Source organism: Olsenella sp. SW781 (assembly GCF_012027725.1).
In the GTDB taxonomy this organism is placed as follows: domain Bacteria; phylum Actinomycetota; class Coriobacteriia; order Coriobacteriales; family Atopobiaceae; genus Thermophilibacter.
In genome coordinates this window covers 177,650-193,284 of sequence record NZ_SJOU01000004.1, presented here as the reverse complement: position 1 = coordinate 193,284, position 15,635 = coordinate 177,650, and the positions used below count along the sequence as shown (strand labels likewise).

15 protein-coding genes are annotated in these 15,635 nt (G+C 66.0%); 6 read left to right on the top strand and 9 right to left on the bottom strand.

What is annotated here, in order from left to right; translation table 11 throughout:
• Positions 1 to 99: 99 nt before the first annotated feature.
• A complete protein-coding gene (locus E0L17_RS03875) occupies positions 100 to 801 on the bottom strand; it encodes a YdcF family protein (protein ID WP_167929935.1) in 702 nt (233 codons plus the stop codon).
• A 123-nt stretch (positions 802 to 924) separates the two neighbouring features.
• Here E0L17_RS03875 and amrA point away from each other — a divergent pair, with 123 nt between their 5' ends.
• Both amrA and amrS read left to right on the top strand, forming a co-directional pair.
• Complete coding sequence (gene amrA / locus E0L17_RS03870; protein ID WP_167929934.1) at positions 925 to 2,355, top strand: AmmeMemoRadiSam system protein A; 1,431 nt, start codon at positions 925 to 927, stop codon at positions 2,353 to 2,355.
• Positions 2,352 to 3,236, top strand: a complete 885-nt coding sequence (gene amrS / locus E0L17_RS03865) for an AmmeMemoRadiSam system radical SAM enzyme (RefSeq protein ID WP_167929933.1) — start codon at positions 2,352 to 2,354, stop codon at positions 3,234 to 3,236. Before amrA ends, amrS begins: the two co-directional genes overlap by 4 nt.
• Before the next feature lie 152 nt (positions 3,237 to 3,388).
• Here amrS and E0L17_RS03860 read toward each other — a convergent pair whose 3' ends face one another.
• Together E0L17_RS03860 and E0L17_RS03855 are read right to left on the bottom strand one after the other, a co-directional pair.
• Positions 3,389 to 3,985 (bottom strand): nitroreductase family protein, encoded by a 597-nt coding sequence (locus tag E0L17_RS03860; RefSeq protein WP_167929932.1) that lies wholly within the window; start codon positions 3,983 to 3,985, stop codon positions 3,389 to 3,391.
• A 124-nt stretch (positions 3,986 to 4,109) separates the two neighbouring features.
• Positions 4,110 to 5,531, bottom strand: coding sequence for an amidophosphoribosyltransferase (locus tag E0L17_RS03855; protein WP_167929931.1), 1,422 nt, complete (start codon positions 5,529 to 5,531; stop codon positions 4,110 to 4,112).
• Between the two features lie 187 nt (positions 5,532 to 5,718).
• On the opposite strand from E0L17_RS03855, the gene E0L17_RS03850 reads away from it, so the two are divergent.
• The 3 genes from E0L17_RS03850 (at position 5,719) to E0L17_RS03840 (ending at position 9,636) form a co-directional block, all read left to right on the top strand.
• Positions 5,719 to 6,657 carry a 3-hydroxyacyl-CoA dehydrogenase gene (locus E0L17_RS03850; RefSeq protein WP_167929930.1) on the top strand — a complete coding sequence of 313 codons (939 nt, stop codon included), beginning with the start codon at positions 5,719 to 5,721 and terminating at the stop codon, positions 6,655 to 6,657.
• Positions 6,658 to 6,787: 130 nt separating this feature from the next.
• Positions 6,788 to 8,077, top strand: coding sequence for a phosphopyruvate hydratase (eno, locus tag E0L17_RS03845; protein WP_167929929.1), 1,290 nt, complete (start codon positions 6,788 to 6,790; stop codon positions 8,075 to 8,077).
• Between the two features lie 365 nt (positions 8,078 to 8,442).
• On the top strand, positions 8,443 to 9,636 hold the full coding sequence (locus E0L17_RS03840) for a diphosphate--fructose-6-phosphate 1-phosphotransferase (protein ID WP_167929928.1): 1,194 nt from the start codon (positions 8,443 to 8,445) through the stop codon (positions 9,634 to 9,636).
• 36 nt (positions 9,637 to 9,672) lie between these two features.
• Here the strand turns inward: E0L17_RS03840 and E0L17_RS03835 are convergent, their stop codons facing one another.
• From E0L17_RS03835 to E0L17_RS03815, 5 genes are all read right to left on the bottom strand, one after another.
• A complete protein-coding gene (locus E0L17_RS03835; RefSeq protein ID WP_206108992.1) occupies positions 9,673 to 10,089 on the bottom strand; it encodes a PaaI family thioesterase in 417 nt (138 codons plus the stop codon).
• Complete coding sequence (locus tag E0L17_RS03830; RefSeq protein ID WP_353652943.1) at positions 10,080 to 10,760, bottom strand: pentapeptide repeat-containing protein; 681 nt, start codon at positions 10,758 to 10,760, stop codon at positions 10,080 to 10,082. The genes E0L17_RS03835 and E0L17_RS03830 overlap by 10 nt, the downstream gene beginning before the upstream one ends.
• A 2-nt stretch (positions 10,761 to 10,762) precedes the next feature.
• Positions 10,763 to 11,425, bottom strand: a complete 663-nt coding sequence (locus tag E0L17_RS03825) for a copper homeostasis protein CutC (RefSeq protein ID WP_286163269.1) — start codon at positions 11,423 to 11,425, stop codon at positions 10,763 to 10,765.
• A gap of 222 nt (positions 11,426 to 11,647) precedes the next feature.
• Complete coding sequence (locus E0L17_RS03820) at positions 11,648 to 13,114, bottom strand: RNA/DNA-binding domain-containing protein (RefSeq protein WP_167929927.1); 1,467 nt, start codon at positions 13,112 to 13,114, stop codon at positions 11,648 to 11,650.
• A gap of 191 nt (positions 13,115 to 13,305) precedes the next feature.
• Positions 13,306 to 13,668, bottom strand: a complete 363-nt coding sequence (locus E0L17_RS03815) for an arsenate reductase family protein (protein WP_167929926.1) — start codon at positions 13,666 to 13,668, stop codon at positions 13,306 to 13,308.
• A gap of 86 nt (positions 13,669 to 13,754) precedes the next feature.
• On the opposite strand from E0L17_RS03815, the gene E0L17_RS11210 reads away from it, so the two are divergent.
• Positions 13,755 to 14,771 carry an HNH endonuclease gene (locus E0L17_RS11210; protein ID WP_167929925.1) on the top strand — a complete coding sequence of 339 codons (1,017 nt, stop codon included), beginning with the start codon at positions 13,755 to 13,757 and terminating at the stop codon, positions 14,769 to 14,771.
• Here the strand turns inward: E0L17_RS11210 and E0L17_RS03805 are convergent.
• On the bottom strand, positions 14,768 to 15,364 hold the full coding sequence (locus E0L17_RS03805; protein ID WP_167929924.1) for a hypothetical protein: 597 nt from the start codon (positions 15,362 to 15,364) through the stop codon (positions 14,768 to 14,770). The two genes, E0L17_RS11210 and E0L17_RS03805, sit on opposite strands and share 4 nt — an antisense overlap.
• Between the last annotated feature and the right edge of the window lie 271 nt (positions 15,365 to 15,635).

Genomic DNA, 15,635 nt, shown 5'->3' with positions numbered 1-15,635 from the left:
ACGCCCGTCCCAAGCTCCCTGAGAGAAATAACCCGTCCCCTTTTAGCAGACGCCAGTGGCGCGCCCGCCCCGGACCCCCCGAGAGAGAAGCCCGTCCCCTTATCCGATGAGCGCCTCCTTCACAATGGCGACGCACTCGCGCAGGGTGGCCTGAGGCAGGTAGAGCGGGTTCGTGCGGGCCGCCAGGCCATAGGCATCGGGCAGCCCGTTCTTCTTGGCAATGAGCAGCGCGCGATAGAGGTGGAAGTCGTTGGTGACGATCGCGACCGTCGCGCCCGGGGCGAGAAGGGCGGAGGAGTTGCGGACGTTCTCCGCCGTGGTGCTCGACCGCTCCTCCTTCGTGATGCGCGCGCCGTCTAGCCCGCGCGCCTCCAGGTACTCCGCCATGGCATCCGCCTCGGTCAGCGGCTCGCCAAAGCCCTGCCCGCCAGAGACGATGCAGGCGGTCTCCGGATTCTCGTCCAGATACGCGAGCGCCGCCTCCAGCCGGAACCGAAGGGTCTCGCTGGGATAGCCGTCGGGCCTGAGCCCCGCGCCCAGCACCACGAGGCAGTCCACGCCCGCAGGCGGCGTCGCGGCCGCCGTGGTGGCGATGAGCACCGAGAGCCCGCCCACCGCGATCGCGCCCGCGGCAAACGCGACGCAGATCGCGAGGCGCACGCGCTCCACGCGGGCGGCGGCGAGCAGGGCGGCCCCGAGCGCCACCCACACCAGAAAGAACCCTCCCGCCGGATAGAGCGCCGCCATGAGCGCCCCGTAGGCCACGAGAACGATCCCCAGCGTCGTCAGCGCCACAACCATGCCGCTTCACCCCCGCTCGCCCATTGGTGCCCGCCGTCCGGGCATCCATGGGCACAATGGTACTAGGCCAGGGCTGTGGCAAACAAACCTGACGTTACTGTCACCTGACGAGAGGGGGCCAATATGCCCGTCGTCATCGCCGTAGCCGTACCGCACCCGCCGCTCATCGTCCCCGGCGTGGGGCACGGGCGCGAGCGAGAGATCCAGCCCACCGTGGACGCCTACCGCGAGGTCGCTCGCCGCGTCGCCGCCCTCGAGCCGGACACGATCGTCATCTCGAGCCCGCACACGGCCATGTACCTCGACTACCTCCACATCGCTCCCGGACCGGGCGCACGGGGGACGTTTGCCCAGTTCGGTGACCCCGCGGACGGCTCACACGTCACCTATGACGAGGAGCTCGTCGACGAGCTCTGCCGCCTCGCGCGGGAGGAGGGACTGCCCGCCGGCACCGCCGGAGAGCGCGAGCGGGACCTCGACTGGGGCGTCCTCGTGCCGCTCCACTTCATCCAGTCCGACTACGACGCCCTGCGCGCCGCGGACCAGGAGCCCACGCCCTACCGCGTCGTCCGCATGGGCATCTCCGGCCTCGCGCCGATACAGCACTACCGCATGGGCATGCTGATCGCACGGGCGGCGGGCCGCCTGGGCCGCCGCGTGGCGTACGTGGCATCCGGCGACCTCTCGCACAAGCTGGCGGCGGACGGCCCGTACGGCTTCTCCCCGGACGGGCCCGTCTTCGACGAGCTCGTCTGCCGCGCCCTCGGGAGCGGGGACTTCCTCTCGCTGCTGACGGCGGACCCGGGGCTCTGCGAGCGCGCGGCCGAGTGCGGCCTGCGCTCCTTCCAGATCATGGCCGGCGCGCTCGACCGCACGCCCGTGGCCGCCGAGCTGCTCTCGCACGAGGGGCCCTTCGGCGTGGGGTACGGCGTCGCGTGCTTCCTGCCCTCCGGGCCCGAGGGGTCCGACCCCGCCCGCGCCTTCGGCGAGGCGTACGAGGCCTGGCACGCCGCGGACATGGAGCGCCGTCGCTCGGGGGAGGACGCGTACGTGGCGCTCGCCCGCGCCTCGCTCGAGCACCGCGTGCGCGCGGGACGACGCCTGCCCGTCCCGGACGGCCTGCCCCCGGAGCTGCTCTCGCGCCGCGCCGGCGCCTTCGTCTCCCTCACCAAGAACCGCCAGCTGAGAGGCTGCATCGGCACCATTGCGCCCACGCGCGGGAGCCTCGCCGAGGAAATCGTGGCCAACGCGGTCTCGGCCGGGCTCCACGACCCCCGCTTCCCGCCCGTCACGGCCGAGGAGCTCCCCGAGCTCGTCTACGACGTCGACGTCCTCGGGGACCCGGAGCCCGTGGAGGGCCGCGCGGTGCTGGACCCGCGCCGCTATGGCGTGATCGTGAGCGCGCCGGGCGGGAGGCGCGGCCTGCTCCTCCCCGACCTCGACGGCGTGGACACCGTCGAGGAGCAGCTGCGCATTGCCGCGCGCAAGGGCGGCATCGCGCTCGCGGAGGAGGGCGTCTCCATAGAGCGCTTCGTCGTGGAGCGCCACCGGTGAGCGCGGGCGAGAAGGACGCGGCGCTCGTCTGCGCCACCTGCCCGCGCCGCTGTCGGCTCGCCCCGGGGACGCTCGGCGCGTGCCACGCGCGGCGCAACCTCGGCGGCGCGATCGTGCCGGAGGGCTACGGCCGTCTCACCTCCATCGCGCTCGACCCCATCGAGAAGAAGCCGCTCGCGCGCTTCATGCCGGGGACGTACGTGGTGTCGGTCGGGGGCTATGGCTGCAACCTGCGCTGCCCCTTCTGTCAGAACTGGGAGATCTCCCAGGCGGGCGAGAAGGACGTGGGCTGGCGCGAGGTCATGCCTGGCGGGCTGGTCGCGATAGCCGCCGAGGCCCGCCGCCGCGACCCGCGCGTCTCCGGAATCGCCTACACCTACAACGAGCCGCTCGTCTGCTGGGAGTACGTCCGAGACTGCGCCCGGCTGGCGCATGAGGCCGGCCTCGTCAACGTGCTCGTCTCCAACGGATGCGTGGAGCGGCACGTCCTCGACGAGCTCGAGGGGCTCGTCGACGCCGCGAACATCGACCTCAAGGGGTTCTCGGACGCCTTCTACGATGCCTGCGGGGCCGCGCCGGGGTCGCTCTCGTGCGTTCGGGCCACGATCGAGCGGCTCGCGGCGGACCCCGCCTGCCACCTGGAGGTGACCACGCTCGTCGTCCCCGGCATGAACGACGGGGACGACGAGATGGACGAGCTCTCCCGATGGCTCTCCGGACTCGACGGGGGTCGCGGGCGGGAGACGGTGACGCACCACGTCACGCGCTTCTTCCCGTGCTGGCGCCTCACGGACCGAGGCCCCACCCCCGTCTCCGCCGTGCGGAGGCTGGCCGACGTCTCACGTCGCCACCTCGCCCACGTCCGCGTGGGCAACTGCTAGCGCGGTCCGGGCGTGCCGCTGTGCCACTGGCGTCAGGTTTGTTTGGCACGCCCCGCGTGTGCCAAACAAACCTGACGCCAGTGGCACAGCGGCACAGCCAGACCTGACGCCAGCGGCACAGTGGCACGCCCGGACCCGACGCTGCCTCAGCGTTACCGGACCACGCGGACGCGCTCGGACGCGGGGAGCTTCTCGATCGGAGCCGCCGGCGCGGCGATGCCGCCGAAGACCATCTGCGAGGCGAGCGCCCACTCGGCGGGGATGCCCCAGCGGGCCTTGACCGCATCGTCGATGAGCGGGTTGTAGTGCTGGAGGCTCGCGCCCACGCCCTTCTCGGCAAGCGCGTTCCAGACGTTGACCTCGATCATGCCCAGCGCATGCTCGGCAAAGCCGTCAAAGGCGGCGGCGTAGGTGGGGAACCGCACCTTGAGGTCCTCCACGGCGGGGCGGTTCTCGAAGAAGAGCACCGTGCCCGCGCCGGCGGCGAATCCGGCGAGCTTCTCGGCCGTCGGGGCAAAGGACTCCGCCGGCACGATGGCCTCGAGGGCGGGGCGCACGATCTCATCCCAGAGCGCGCGGTGCTGCGCGCCGAGAAGGACCACGGCACGGCCGCTCTGCACGTTGAAGGGAGAGGGCGTCGCCACGACGACGTCCCCCACGATGCGGACGAGCTCGTCCTCGGAAATGGGGAGCCGGTCGTTCAGTGCGTAGACGCTGCGGCGGCGGTCGATAATGCCAAGGTAGCTCATGGGGACTCCTTAGGGTCACGGGATGTCGTTACCCCTCTCGTTCCCAAATTGCTACCAATCTAATCACATATGACTCGAGGGAGGGGGCCCGGCCGCACCTTCGCGCCCGGGCCCTCCTCGAGACCTACTCCTTGCCGTTCCAGCAGTAGGTGCAGACCTTCTTGCGGTCGATGCCGATGGCCTCGAGCATGCCGTCAAGGCTCTGGAACTCCAGCGAGTCGAAGCCCATCTCCTCGCAGATGGAGCGCAGCAGGCAGCGCCCGCGCTCGGAGCGGCCGTCCGCGTACTCCTCGAGGTGCTTCTCGCCCTCGTCTCCCTCGAGCTCGCGGACCTTGCGACGCGCGATGAGCTCGTACTCGGAGCGGCTGCGGGAGAACGAGAGGTACTTGCAGCCGTACATGATGGGCGGGCAGGCCGAGCGCATGTGGACCTCGGAGGCGCCCGTGTCGCGCAGGAAGTCGATCGTCTCGCGCATCTGGGTGCCGCGGACGATGGAGTCGTCCACGAGCAGCAGGCGCTTGTCGCGGATCAGCTCGGGCACCGGGATCTGCTTCATCTTGGCCACGCGGTTGCGGACCTCCTGGTTGGCGGGCATGAACGAGCGCGGCCAGGTGGGCGTGTACTTGACGAAGGGGCGTGCGAGCGGCACGCCGGACTCGTTGGCGTAGCCGATGCCGTGCGGCAGGCCCGAGTCGGGCATGCCGGCCACGTAGTCGACCTCGGGGAGCAGGCCCGCCTCGCGCTCGTCGCGGGCCATGATGGCGCCGTTGCGATAGCGCATGCACTCCACGTTGACGCCCTCGTAGTCGGAGTTGGGATAGCCGTAGTAGACCCAGAGGAACGCGCAGATGCGCATCTCGTCGCGCGGCTCGGAGAGCGTCTCGTAGCCGTCCGCCGTGATGCGGACGATCTCGGCGGAGCCGAGCTCGTACGCATCGACGTAGCCAAGCTTGCCGTAGGCGAAGGACTCGAAGGTCACGCAGTAGCCGTCGTCGTCCTTGCCGATGAGCACCGGCAGGCGGCCCATCTTGTCGCGCGCGGCGATGAGCGTGCCGTCCTCGGTCATGATGAGCAGCGTGAGCGAGCCCTCGATCTCGTCCTGCGCGTAGCGGATGCCGTCGACGATGCTCCCCTGCGAGTTGATGAGCGCCGCCACGAGCTCGTTGACGTTGACCGCGCCCGACCCCATGGCGCCGAACTGGTGGCCGGCCTCCTCGAAGCGCGCCACGAGCGCGTCCTGGTTGGCGATGGCGCCCACCGTGGAGATGGCGTAGACGCCGAGGTGGGAGCGGACGAGCAGCGGCTGCGGGTCGTTGTCCGAGATGCAGCCCATGGCGCAGGTGCCCGAGAGGTCGGGCAGGTCATGCTCGAACTTGGTGCGGAACGGCGTGTTCTCGATCGAGTGGATCTGCCGGTTGAAGCCGCCGCCCTCGCGGCACGACACCATGCCGGCACGGCGCGTGCCGAGGTGCGAGTGATAGTCGACGCCAAAGAACACGTCGAGTGCGACGTCGCGATGCGAGACCGCGCCAAAGAACGCTCCCATGAGTACCTCTCCCCGTCTGCGGCACCGCCCCCGTGCGGCCCGCGCCCTGCGAACCGTCTCAGTATATCGTCCGGCGCATGCCGGTGAGGAACGCGAGAAGAACGTGCGTGAAATAGTTACAGGCTTCTGGGTAGGAGGAAGGCATCCGCGTGGCGACCCCCGCCACGCCCAACGGAAAGGACTCCCCATGAAGTTCACCAAGGTCGTCGTCGCCGGAGGCGGCGTGCTCGGAAGCCAGATCGCCTTCCAGTGCGCATACAGCGGGTGCGATGTCACCATCTGGCTCCGCTCGGAGGGCTCCATCGAGCGCTGCCAGCCCAAGATCGACCACCTGCGCGAGGTCTATCTCGCCACGCTCGAGGCGATGAAGACCAACCCCGCCGCCTACGCCTACGGCCTTCTCCCCCGCGAGGACGTCACGCCCGAGGCCTGCGAGGCCGCCAAGGCGCGCGTCGAGGCCGCCTACGAGGGAATCCGCCTCACCACGAGCTATGAGGAGGCCTTCTCCGACGCCGACCTCGTGATCGAGTGCATCGCCGAGAACCCCCAGCAGAAGATCGAGTTCTACACCGCCGTGGCACCCATCATGCCCGAGCGCACCGTCGTGGTGACCAACTCCTCCACGCTCCTGCCGAGCGCCTTCGCCGAGCACACCGGGCGTCCCGAGAAGTACCTCGCGCTGCACTTTGCCAACGAGATCTGGAAGAACCCCACCGCCGAGGTCATGCCGCACCCCGGAACGGACATGGCGCACTTCGACGAGGTGGTCGAGTTTGCCGCAGACATCCGCATGGTGCCCCTCAAGGTCATGAAGGAGCAGCCCGGCTACCTGCTGAACAGCATGCTCGTGCCCTTCCTCACCGCCGCGCAGGCGCTCTGGGCGGGCGAGGTGGGCTCGGTCGAGGACATCGACCTCGCCTGGAAGCTCGGCACCGGCGCGCCGGCGGGCCCGTTCCAGATCCTCGACATCGTCGGACTGACCACCGCCTACAACATCACCCTGCTCGACCCCACGGCGGCCGACCCCACCACCATCAAGGGCCGCATCGCCGCGCTGCTGAAGGAGAAGATCGACCGCGGCGAGACCGGTCGCGCCGCCGGCAAGGGCTTCTACGACTACCGCTAGCACGGTCCGGGGGCGGCGCGTCATCGACGTGCCGCCCCTTTTTTCGCGTGCCCCCTCCGTCTCGGTATGCCAATTGTTAGATTGGGTATACTTCAAAACAAGTTAGCTCAGTCAAACAGAAAGGTTCGCCATGAGCAAGATCGCAAAGGTATACGGTCGCGAGGTGCTCGACTCCCGCGGCAACCCCACCGTCGAGGTGGAGGTCACGCTCGAGGACGGCTCCCTTGGACGCGCCATCGTCCCGTCCGGGGCGTCCACCGGCGAGTTCGAGGCCGTCGAGCTGCGCGACGGAGACAAGGACCGCTATCTGGGCAAGGGCGTCACCCAGGCGGTGGCGCACGTCAACGACGAGCTCGCCGCCGTGCTCGTGGGCCGCGAGGCCACCGACCAGCGCGGCGCCGACGAGGCCATGATCGCCGCTGACGGCACCCCCAACAAGGGTCGCCTGGGCGCCAACGCGATCCTCGGCTGCTCTCTCGCCATCGCGCGCGCCGCCGCGGCATCCGCGGGGCTGCCGCTCTACGCCTACCTGGGCGGCCCCAACGCGCACACCCTCCCCGTCCCGATGATGAACATCCTGAACGGCGGCGTCCACGCGGACAACAACGTCGACTTCCAGGAGTTCATGATCATGCCCGTGGGCGCCCCGGACTTCGCGACCGGCCTTCGCTGGTGCGCGCAGGTCTACCACACGCTCAAGGACACCCTCAAGAAGGCCGGGCTCTCCACCGGCGTGGGCGACGAGGGCGGCTTTGCCCCCGACCTCAAGACCAACGCCGAGCCCTTCGTCTACCTGATGGAGGCCGTTGAGGCGGCCGGCTTCAAGCCGGGGGAGGACTTCATGTTCGCCATGGATCCCGCCACCTCCGAGTGCTACAACAAGGAGACCGGCATGTACGAGCTCAAGGGCGAGGGCCGCACGCTCACGTCCGACGAGATGGTCGACTACTGGGCCGAGCTCGTCGAGAAGTACCCCATCATCTCCATCGAGGACGGCCTGGCCGAGGAGGACTGGGACGGCTGGGTCAAGCTCACCGAGCGCCTGGGCAAGAAGGTCCAGCTCGTGGGCGACGACCTCTTCGTCACCAACACCGAGCGCCTCAAGAAGGGCATCGAGGTGGGCGCCGCCAACGCCATCCTCATCAAGGTCAACCAGATCGGCAGCCTCACGGAGACGCTCGACGCCATCGAGATGGCCAAGCGCGCGGGCTACACCGCCGTGGTCTCCCACCGCTCCGGCGAGACCGAGGACACCACGATCGCCGACCTCGCGGTGGCCACCAACGCCGGCCAGATCAAGACCGGCGCCCCGGCCCGCACCGATCGCGTCGCCAAGTACAACCAGCTCCTCCGCATCGAGGACTCCCTCGGCGCAAGCGCGGAGTACCTGCAGAAGGCGGCGTTCTACAACCTGGCGTAGATGCCAGGCGAAAACTGACCGTCGAGCCCTGGGCGCGGCCTCGGACCATCCGAGGCCGCGCCCTTCTGCAATCGGGCGGATAGTGCGAAAAAAACCCGCCCTTCCGTGCAATCAGGCGGATAGTGCGAAGCCCTTATCGCCCAAATCCCGGCATTTCCCGCCAATCAAGCAATTTGAAATCGCATAATCGCAGGTCATATCTGAGCACCTATCCACGGGACTCCCCGCAACGCTTCACACTATCCGCCTGATTGCAGGCGACGCCGGCCGTTTTACACACTATCCGCCCTTTTGCACACCGACTCGCGCCGACCGCACCCTGAGGTATGCTTACAGCAGCGCAAACGACGAAGGGAGCACCCCACATGGCCGAGAGATGCGTTCTGGTTGGACAGTCGGGCGGCCCCACCGCCGCCATCAACGCGAGCCTCGCCGGCGTGATCGCCGCGGGCATCCTCGAGGGGGCGCGCGTCGAGGGCATGCGCTATGGAATCCAGGGTTTCCTCGACGGCCGCTCCGTCCGACTCGACGAGGCTTTCGTGAGCAGGGTCGATCTTGACCTCCTGCGCAACACCCCGGCGAGCTGGCTCGGCAGCTGCCGCTTCAAGCTTCCCGCCCTCGGAACGGACGACACTGTCTACCAGCGCCTCTTCGAGCGCTTTGAGGAGCTCGGGGCGTCTGCCGTCCTCTACATCGGCGGCAACGACTCCATGGACACCATCTCCAAGCTCGCCGCCTATGGTCAGAGCACCGGGAGCGACATCCGCTTCATCGGCGTGCCCAAGACCATCGACAACGACCTTGTGGGGACCGACCACACCCCCGGCTACGGCAGCGCCGCCCGCTTCGTGGCAACGGCCATGAACGAGCTCGCCTACGACGCCGACGTCTACAACCTCAAGAGCGTCACCTTCGTCGAGATCATGGGACGCGATGCCGGCTGGCTCACCGCCTCGAGCGCCCTTGCCTTCGTCGAGCCCGACCTCGTGCTTCTCCCCGAGGTCCCGCTTAACGAGGACGCCCTCATCGAGCGGCTCTCCCAGGCGCTCCAGAAGAAGAACACCGTGATGGTCGGCGTGAGCGAGGGCGTGCGCACGCCCGACGGCGCCCTCGTCTGCGAGCGCGCGGCGGCGCCGGGCGTCGGCACCGACGAGTTCGGCCACCTCGCCATGCTCTCGGGAGCCGGCCGCTACCTCGCCGCCCTCACAAAGGAGCGCATCGGCTGCAAGACCCGCGCCGTGGAGCTCTCCACGCTCCAGCGCTGCGCGAGCTACGTCGCGAGCAGGACCGACCTCAACGAGGCCTACGACGTGGGCTACGCCGCCGTCGAGGCCGCCTTTGCCGGCGAGACCGCAAAGATGTGCGCCATCGAGCGCGTCTCCAACGACCCGTACGCGTCCCGCACCAAGCTCGTCGACGTCGCCGCCGTGGCCAACCAGGTGCGCAACATCCCCAGCGAGTGGATCTCCGCAGACGGCATGGGCATCGGCAGCGAGCTGCGCGCCTACATCAGGCCGCTCATCGGAGAGCTCCCGGCCCAGCTCGCGTCGCTCGACTAGGCCCTCCGGGGGCACCCCACGCCCCCGGCGTCCCCCCTACTGCCGCAGGTGCATCGCCGTCTGGGTAACGCGCGCGACGGGCGTGCCCAGCTCGTCTGTGACCAGGCAGTTGTAGAACCCCAGCGTGCGTCCGTTCTTGTCCACGTCCGCCGTGGCTATGAGCTTCTCGCCCTTCGCCGCGCTCATGAACTCGATCGAGCTGCTCACGGACACCGTCACCGGCTCCCCCACGTTGGATGCCACGGCAAAGGCGAGGTCGGCCACCGTGAAGATGGCCCCACCCATGACGCCGCCCTTCTCGTTGCGGTGGCCGGGCGTGATGTCGAACTCGCACACCGCATGCCCACGCGAGGCCTCCACCACGCGGCACCCGCACGCGTCCGTCGCAAAGCGGTCGTTCCTAAAGACCCGCTGCACTTCCTCGAGCGGGGCGTCCTCGCTGATCAGAGCCATTCGTCCTCCTTCACCGTCACGCCCAGGAGCCCCGCCAGCTGCACGGCCTGCGAGGCGCTCACCACGGCGCCGCGCAGCTCGCGGAAGTCCCCGGACACGCGTATTCCCGATATGTCGCACGAGGAGAGGTCGACGCCTGAGAGCCCCGAGCGATAGACCGTCGCCCGCGTGAGGTCGCAGTCGTCAAGCTCCACGTGAGAGAGCTTGGTCAGGTGCAGGTTGAGCTCGGAGAGGCTCGTCGCGCTCGCGCGCAGATGGCTCACGGAGGCCTCCGAGAGGTCGCAGTAGTCAAACTGGGAGTCCGCCATGAGGACCCCGGTGAGTCGCCCCTTGCCAAAGCTCATCCCCGGCGCCGAGCACGACCGGAAGTCCACCCGGTTGAGCCACGAGCGCGCCATGGTGCAGGCGATGAAGCGACAGCTCAGAAACTGCACGTCCGTGAACGTGCAGCTGGAGAAGTCCACGCCCTCAAAGACGCATCCGCGAAACGCCACGTTCTCAAAGGCGGCGCCGGCAGCGGAGATGCCGTCAAGCTCCAGCCCGGAGAACGCCGTTCCCCGCACGCGCGCCTCCCCCTCCGCCAAGCTGGCGAGAAGGACCTCGTGCCCCATGTGCTCGCCAAGATTCGGCGTGACCTGCGCAAAGCCCTTGACCTGTCTCGGTCGCGCCACGGTCAGGCCACCTTGACGATCTTGGTCCCATGCACCTCGGAGACGCCCAGCGCGGCAGCGACCCCCTCGGCGTTCTCCCACGTGATGGCGCCCCCGGGCAGGATGACGATGCGTCCGGCCGCGCGCGCCACGTAGGCGCGCAGGCAATCGAGGTTGTCCGCGATGGGCGCGCCAGCCGCGCCGCCGTGCGTGAGGATGCGCTCCACGCCCTGCTCGGCGAGCCAGTCGATGGCGTCGAGCTGGTCCTCTGGCGCGAGCGCGTCAAAGGCCATGTGGAAGGTCACCGCCACGCGGCCGGGGGCCTCGGGGGTGTCCTCGTGGGCAAGGCGGATCAGCTCGGAGGTAAGCCCGGTGTCCAGACGTCCTTCTCGCAGGCAGCCGAAGACCACGCCGGTGACGCCCAGGCGCTTGGCCATGATGAGGTCGTCGCGCATCATGGCGGCCTCGGCGGGCGTATGCTCGAAGCTGCCGCCGCGCGGGCGAATCATGCACATCACGTCGATGTTCTTCTCGCGCGCAAATGCTACGGCGGCTCGGATGACGCCGTAGCTCGGCGTGGTGCCGCCCACCGCGAGGTTGTCGCACAGCTCGATGCGCGCCGCGCCTGCGGCGACCGCCGCCGGAACGAGCTCCATGTTCTCGGCGCAGAACTCCCTTGTCAGCATGTCTCCCCCATTCGACTCACTTTGCCCAGTATGCCACGAACGCCGGACGCAACTGGGCCCACCCCGCTTTGATAACTAGAAGGCAACTAGAATTCTCAAGTCAAGACGAGAAGAACCGCAGGTAGAACGCCTGCGTAAAAAACGGGACCCCTCTCGGGGCCCCGATTTGTGATTCTGGCGCAACTAAAAGACATGTGTTCGAGTGAGAGATGTGACCGTCGCTCATGCCCAGTACGGAACATAGCGACGATACTTATCCCCAGCCTCGTCATCCTCGTTCTTAATGAGTCCAGCCTCGCAGCAATCCCTGATGAGCCGCGACATGGCAACGATGTTCTTTCGATTCTCCTCAAGACCAAAGCGTTCGCGCAGCGATTGGTTCCCCATGGACTCTCCTTGAGCAAACATGAGACAAGCGTGCCAGTACACGGCATCGCGCCGCTCAGCCTTGGTCATGTGCTCATAGGCGCTTCCCGCGAGAAGCGTAACTCTCGTCCCTAGGTCATCTTCGCTCTGAACCTTAGGCGCCGCCATGTGGACGGCCTCGCAGGAGGCAACGGTCAAGTCCCATCCAGTACCACCCTCCTCGCAGAGGTCCATCTGGCGCATAAGGTTCACGAGCTTGGTGTTTCGTGTCTTTGGAGGGGCATTGAGCAGCCGGGCTACGGGGATGAGCGTCGTGCCCGGGTTAGAGAACTCGATTCGGTTCTCGTACAGCATCACCATCGGCCCCTCCGTCGTATCAGATAGGTCCTGGTGAATCACGGTGTTTGAGAGCAGCTCGCGAACCGCCCTCTGCGGATATGCGTGAACGATTCTCCTAAATGCCCCGTCCACCAGCTCCCGTTTTGGCACACGGGCCATTACGAACTCCTCAGCCTTTGGAAGCGACAGCGCATACCCCTCGTTGAACGTCCTGTCCTCAACGATTTCGAAGCTCCCCTTGCCCGCATAACACACCACGCGCAACGCTCTCCGACCAAGCCCGTAGAACGCCCTCAGGTCACGCCCGATAAGCAGGGCACCCAGATTTGATATTCTCAGGCGACCGTTATCCTGGCGGAAGACAAGCTCCTGCTCGCAAAGCGTCTCGAGTACGCTCTCCTCCTGCTCGGGCTTACGATCACCCAAGAGCGCATAGTAAGCGTCAACATCTAATAGGCTAAAAACATCGGAAACCACGAGGTCAACCTTTGCCGGCCTCGTCTCAAAGTCCGAGCGCTGGAGACGCCGCCAGAGCTCAGCCTCCTTTGCTGATCCGTTTACCAGGCGCGTTGTACTGCTACCCTCGCGAATGTAGAGGGCCTTGTCAAAGCTCACCGGCCTTTCTGTCGCTGCGGCAATCTTGAGAACGACGAAGTTCTTTCCGTCATGCTCAAAGCAGTCAAACTCGTAGCTAGCGTTTGCCGAGAGGAATCGCGGCAGCCAAATTAGCAGGCTCTGATTGCCCTTTGCCTTCTTCGCATAGGGGTTGAACGTGGTACCAACGAGATCATGCGTTCCATCAGCAACTCCCCAGATGCGATAGGCAAAATCCCGACCAAGATACGCGGCGGAATTTGCCAGCGCGGAAATGTCCCTCCCTATACGCTCGGGATCGCTATTCCCCTCCTTGAACTCGAGCCACTCCGTCTCATCGGGAAAGCCGACAAGAGAGTATAGCAACTCAATTTTCTCGACATCAGCCATGTGAGCCACCGTTCCTTGCTCGAAAATGATAACTAGATGATAACTAGAAGGCAACTAGAAGGCAACTAGAATTCTCAAGGCTAGACGAGAAGAACCGCAGGTAGAGCCTCCGCGCAAAAAATTGGAGCCCCTCTCGGGGCCCCGATTTGTGATTCTGGCGCAACTAGAAATCTGTCGTTCGGGCGAGGTCGCTACAGAAGTGCGTCCTCCCACTCCGCCTCGCGGAAGCCCACGAGCACGAAGTCCTCCCCCACCACGATGGGACGCTTGACCAGCATGCCGTCCTCGGCGAGGAGCGCGAAGGCGTCGGCGTCCGCCATGCCGGCGTCAAGCAGCGCCTTCACGTTGCGCTCCCGGTAGAGCCGGCCGCTCGTGTTGAAGAAGCGCCGGACGGGCAGCCCGGAGCGAGCCTGCCACTCGGCAAGCTCCTCGGCGGTGGGGTTATCCTCCACGATATGGCGGTCGGTGTACGAGACGCCGTGCTCGTCCAGCCACGCCTTGGCGCGTCGGCAGGTACTGCACTTGGGATATTCAATAAAGAGCACGTCAGACATAGTGTTGTCCCTTCGCTCGAGATTCGTGGGGCCAGTGTAGCACGGGAGTTGCTAACGTATAATCTACCCAGCGGAGGGAGGCAGCGGTGGCCAGTCAGATTATCTACGAATGTCAGGCCTTCTGCCCGACTCTAGATCGGGCAAAGAGGCGTGTTCCGGAGGAATTCATCCCCTGCTACGACTGGTTCCAGCAAAATACCGGCGAGATGATATCGCGCCTTCCGCATCGCATGGAAAATCGCCCGAAAACGCCTATTCCTCTGAGTCGAGATGCCGGGATTTACATACCAGGCGCCTCTCTCGTTTCTTACAAAAGAGGTAGGAAGTACGCCCTTTCCGTCCACTCCAGCGGAAGTGGGCTCTACAACGATAGAAAGCCCATCCATCTCGCTGACGGCACGTGGGTGCTTGACTACGCGGCCCACAGCGGATCCGACAGCAGCCAAAACTACAACGGCTCACTCATGAACTGCCTGACTGACGGCGTCCCCGTGGGCGTTATGGTCCGCGAGGCGAAGGGCTATCGCATACTCGGCCTTGCCTTTGTGGAGCGCTTTAACAGCGCTACGAACATGTTCACGCTCCATGGCCCCATAACCGATAAGAGCGAATCGGAGGGGGCGTTTGCCTTCCCCGGCTTCGATGCCCTGACAGACGACGAGCGCTCCGTTCTGACCGAGATTGATGATGCTGACGAGCGCAAGCTCGTGAAGGCGGAGCAGGTGCGCCGCGAGCAACAGGACGCGTTTCGAAAGTCGCTGCTCAATGCGTATGAAGGGGCATGCGCCATCACTGAAACCGATGTCCCCCAGGTCCTTCAGGCGGCTCACATCAATCCCTATCGGGGAAGGAAGTCTCAGATCGTAAACAATGGCATCCTCCTGAGGTCGGACATGCACCTCTTGTATGACGCCCACCTGATTTCGATAGAACCCGATACGCTCAAAATCAGCCTGAGCGACCGTCTGCGCGGCACGACCTATGCCACCTTCACCTCCTCCCACCTGCGACTCCCCCGCAATGAGGCAAGTCATCCCAGCCGCAACCTGCTCGCAGCCCATTACGAGCAGTTCATGCAGGAGAACCACGTACTTGTTGCCTAGCAGCCTGCGCGAGCCCAGGGAATACGCTGCACGTGGGCGGCACACTCCCTAACAACCGCTCGGAATGCCGAGGTCCCCATAAGTGGACCATTCTCAAAAACGCCGGAATCATCGAGATCGCTGCACCAGCGCCCAAAGTCAATCCTCAACAGTTCCGGGACGCAGAGCAGGCTGTCCCCGCGCCGCCAGGAAGGGACGGCCGCCACGCATCGTGCGAGTGACTCCTGCCACGAGATGCCCATTTCTTCGAGCACCTCGACATCGCTCACCTCGACGGGCCAGAACTCGCGGCCCACTCCCTCATCGCAAAGCAATCGCTTCCCCAGCAAGGGGTCAAAGCAAAAGACGTCCTCGGCAAACTCATAGGCGCTACCGTACCCCCAGAAGTTCCCACCTCGCTTCTCTTCCCACAGCCCAGTTACACCAGAAAAGGTGAGCCATGTGCCGTCCATGGGGGCCCATTCTTCTCCAAAGGCCGCCCCATGCTCCGGATAGTCGTTGGATTCAGTCACTTTTATCAACTCCAACGGAGCGCCGCTCGACGAGCTGGGGCAATACGCCCAGGCGGCCTCAGTATCTCTATGATCAGACACATCTCCTCCTTTCCCCCTTCCCAGCATGATCGGCTCAGGGCACGAGGTGCGAACGAAACGCGAACACGATCAAACAACAGGATCTGTTCGTCTTTCACGAATCTTGAAACCAAGACATCTTGAGTCGCAGAAAGCTTGCCGAGATGGCCGAGTCGGGTAAAGCGGAGTCGATGCGGAAGGCGAGAAGAGCATCGAGCCCGCAGGGCGCAACGACCGCAATTCCTCACGTTCTTCTCGCCCTCCAGGTCATTCTCTCGGCAGCTCCGGGCCG